The organism is Chitinophaga sp. (genome assembly GCF_035564935.1).
In the GTDB taxonomy this organism is placed as follows: Bacteria; Bacteroidota; Bacteroidia; order Chitinophagales; family Chitinophagaceae; genus Chitinophaga.
Map to the genome: position 1 here is coordinate 1 of NZ_DATMTE010000190.1, position 3358 is coordinate 3358.

General features: G+C 46.9%; 3 protein-coding genes and 1 tRNA gene. 3 read left to right on the forward strand and 1 reads right to left on the reverse strand.

Going from position 1 to position 3358, the window contains the following annotated elements; genetic code table 11:
- Positions 1–564: OmpA family protein (locus VN105_RS04945; RefSeq protein ID WP_325638521.1), on the forward strand; the 564-nt coding region annotated here is incomplete at its 5' end.
- Between the two features lie 157 nt (positions 565–721).
- Here the strand turns inward: VN105_RS04945 and VN105_RS04950 are convergent.
- Positions 722–793 (reverse strand) — tRNA-Glu (locus tag VN105_RS04950).
- 140 nt (positions 794–933) lie between these two features.
- Between VN105_RS04950 and gap the strand changes: the two genes are divergently transcribed.
- Both gap and VN105_RS04960 read left to right on the forward strand, forming a co-directional pair.
- Entirely contained in the window at positions 934–1950 is a 1017-nt protein-coding gene (gene gap / locus VN105_RS04955; RefSeq protein ID WP_325638523.1) for a type I glyceraldehyde-3-phosphate dehydrogenase, read from the forward strand.
- Between the two features lie 160 nt (positions 1951–2110).
- Positions 2111–3304, forward strand: coding sequence for a phosphoglycerate kinase (locus VN105_RS04960; protein ID WP_325638525.1), 1194 nt, complete (start codon positions 2111–2113; stop codon positions 3302–3304).
- The last annotated feature ends 54 nt before the right edge of the window (positions 3305–3358 follow it).

Consider the following 3358-nt stretch of genomic DNA (forward strand, 5'->3'; position numbering starts at 1 on the left):
GATCGCTATAACAAACAGGATCCTAATAAAGGAGATGAAGGTGATATAGGCTATGTCGGCGAAGTCATCAAATTTTATGTGATCCGTTCAAAGGATAAAGGCAATATTTATATCCAGTTTTCTGCCAACAGTGCCGCCGGCAAATTAAATATTCTCCAGGAAAAGGATTTCCAACAAACCATTACGAAGGTTACCGCCGATAAAATCGCCAAAGACCTTACGGAAAACGGAAAATCTGTTTTATATATCAATTTCGATACTGATAAGTCTACTGTTACCACAGCGGGCAAAGAAGTTGTTGAACAAATTGCTGCTGCTTTAAAAAAGGGAGCAAGCCTGAAGATCCTTATTGAGGGTCATACCGATAATACCGGCGATGGCGCTCATAATAAGAAATTATCTGACGACAGGGCCAACGCGGTTATGAATGCGCTGGTTGCAGACGGAATAGAAAAATCACGCCTGAGTGCCAAAGGTTTTGGGGCTGAACGACCGCTGGTAGCTAACGATAATGAAGAAAACAAAGCCAAAAATCGCCGGGTGGAATTAATAAAAGTGAATTGATAATTCCGGTACCCTGTTATTGCATTAATCCGTATAAAAACTATCAATGCGCCAGCATATTTTATGTTGGCGTGTTGGTAGCATTCAACCTGGTCCGATCTGGCGAACGGATTATCTGTCAAATAAAAAAGGTTGCTCAAGTGAGCAACCTTTTCTGTACCACGTACGGGAATCGAACCCGTGACTCCTCCGTGAAAGGGAGGCGTCTTAACCCCTTGACCAACGCGGCATGTCATTTTCGGATTGCAAATGTAGGATCTTATTTGATATTTCCAAAAAATATTTTCATAACCTAAAATTATATTGATTAATAGTGGTATTGATTGTAAATTCGCTCTCGATTTTTTCATACTCAAATCACGATGTAAAATGGGAACTACTCTCAAAATTGGTATTAATGGTTTCGGTCGTATCGGCCGTTTGGTATACCGCCAGATTTACAAAATGCCCGGCATTGATGTGGTAGCTATCAATGACCTCACCAGCCCTACTGTGCTGGCGCATTTGCTGAAATATGATTCAGCACAGGGTAGATTCGATGCAGACGTTAAGCATTCTGAAAACGCAATCAATGTGAACGGTGAAGATGTGAAAATATATGCACAGAGAGATCCGTCTCAAATTCCCTGGAAAGATCACAACATCGATGTAGTGATCGAGTGTACAGGTTTCTTTGCTGACAGGGACAAAGCTGCGGCTCACCTGACCGCGGGCGCTAAACGCGTTGTTATTTCCGCTCCTGCTACCGGTGATCTGAAAACGATCGTTTTCAACGTTAACCACGAAATCCTGGATGGCAGCGAAACTGTTATCTCCTGCGCTTCCTGCACCACTAACTGCCTGGCTCCCATGGCTAAAGTACTGCAGGACAAATTCGGTATCGCTACCGGTTTAATGACCACTGTTCACGCTTACACCAACGACCAGAATACCCTGGATGCTCCGCATCCGAAAGGTGACCTGCGCCGTGCACGTGCTGCTGCTGCCAACATCGTACCTAACAGTACCGGTGCTGCAAAAGCTATCGGCCTGGTATTGCCGGAACTGAAAGGCAAGCTGGACGGTAGTGCACAACGTGTTCCTACCATCACCGGTTCCTTAACTGAACTGACTACCATTCTCAATAAAAAAGTAACTGCCGACGAAGTAAACGCGGCCATGAAAGCTGCTTCCAACGAATCTTTCGGTTATACCGAAGATGAAATTGTAAGCTCCGACATCGTTGGTATCCATTTCGGTTCCCTGTTTGATGCTACTCAAACCAGGGTGCTCACAGTTGGCGAACACCAGATGGTTAAAACCGTTTCCTGGTACGATAACGAAATGAGCTATGTATCTCAGCTGGTTCGTACTGTGAAGTACTTTGCCGGTTTGATCAGCAAATAATTATATACGGTACTCCCGGTGCAGGCCGGGAGTCTTTTAAATTCCGCGGAACTACACCATAGCAGCGATTGGCCAGGTTATCCGGCTATATACCCGCTTTGTGCTGTTGGTACCGCGGTTTTTTAATTTACCACTCCCCGTTATCTTAAATCGATACATTATGAGCAAATTTTCCGACTATAACTTCAATGGCCGTAAAGCCTTGATCCGCGTGGATTTCAACGTTCCCCTGAACGATAAGTTCGAAATCACCGACGATACCCGCATGCGCGCAGCCGTGCCCACTATCCAGAAGATCCTGAAAGACGGCGGCGCCGTTATCCTGATGTCGCACCTGGGCCGCCCGAAAGATGGTCCTACCGATAAATATTCCTTAAAACACCTGGTATACCACCTTATTTCCTTACTGAACGGCGTTACCGTGAAGTTTGCGGAAGACTGTATTGGTCCGGTTGCTGAAAAAGCAGCGGCCGACCTGCAGATGGGAGAAGTATTGCTGCTGGAAAACCTGCGTTTCCATAAAGCAGAAGAAAAAGGCGATGCGGCATTTGCAGAACAGCTGTCCAAATTGGGTGATGTTTATGTAAACGACGCCTTTGGTACTGCCCACCGTGCCCACGCTTCCACTGCTGTGATCGCACAATACTTCGCTCCTGAAAACCGTATGTTCGGTTTGCTGATGGAAGCGGAAGTAAACAGCGCGCAGAAAGTGCTCAACGATGCGGCCTCTCCATTTACCGCTATACTGGGCGGCGCTAAAGTAAGCGATAAGATCCTGATCATCGAAACCCTGATGGACCGTGCCAATAACCTGATCATTGGCGGCGGTATGGCTTACACCTTCCTGAAAGCCCAGGGCAGGGAAATTGGCAGCTCCCTCTGCGAAAACGACAAGCTGGACCTGGCCAATGAACTGGTAGCTAAGGCCAAAGAAAAAGGCGTGCAACTGTTGCTGCCCGTAGATTCTGTAGCAGCAGATAAATTTGCCGCCGACGCAAATACGCAGGTGGTTTCCAACGACAATATCCCTGCAGGATGGATGGGCCTTGACATAGGACCTAAGTCTGTAGCACTTTTCGGCGAAACCATTGCGGCTTCCAAAACCATTTTATGGAACGGCCCCATGGGAGTGTTCGAAATGGCTGCATTCCAGGCTGGCACTAAAGGCGTGGCGGAAGCTATTGTAACCGCTACTGCCAAAGGCGCGTTCTCCCTGGTTGGTGGCGGCGACTCCGTTGCAGCAGTAAACCAGTTCGGTATTGCAGATAAAGTAAGTTATGTTTCTACTGGTGGTGGCGCATTGCTGGAGTTCTTTGAAGGAAAAGAACTGCCTGGTATTGCAGCTATCGGCTAAGCAACCGGCTGATATATCCATTAAAAGCTATTACAGTGGCTACTGTGTGCGAAG

Excerpts from the sequence above, each read along its gene's own strand:
- VN105_RS04960 (WP_325638525.1), top strand. The coding sequence starts at position 2,111 with ATGAGCAAATTTTCCGACTATAACTTCAATGGCCGTAAAGCCTTGATC.
- gap (WP_325638523.1), top strand. The coding sequence starts at position 934 with ATGGGAACTACTCTCAAAATTGGTATTAATGGTTTCGGTCGTATCGGC.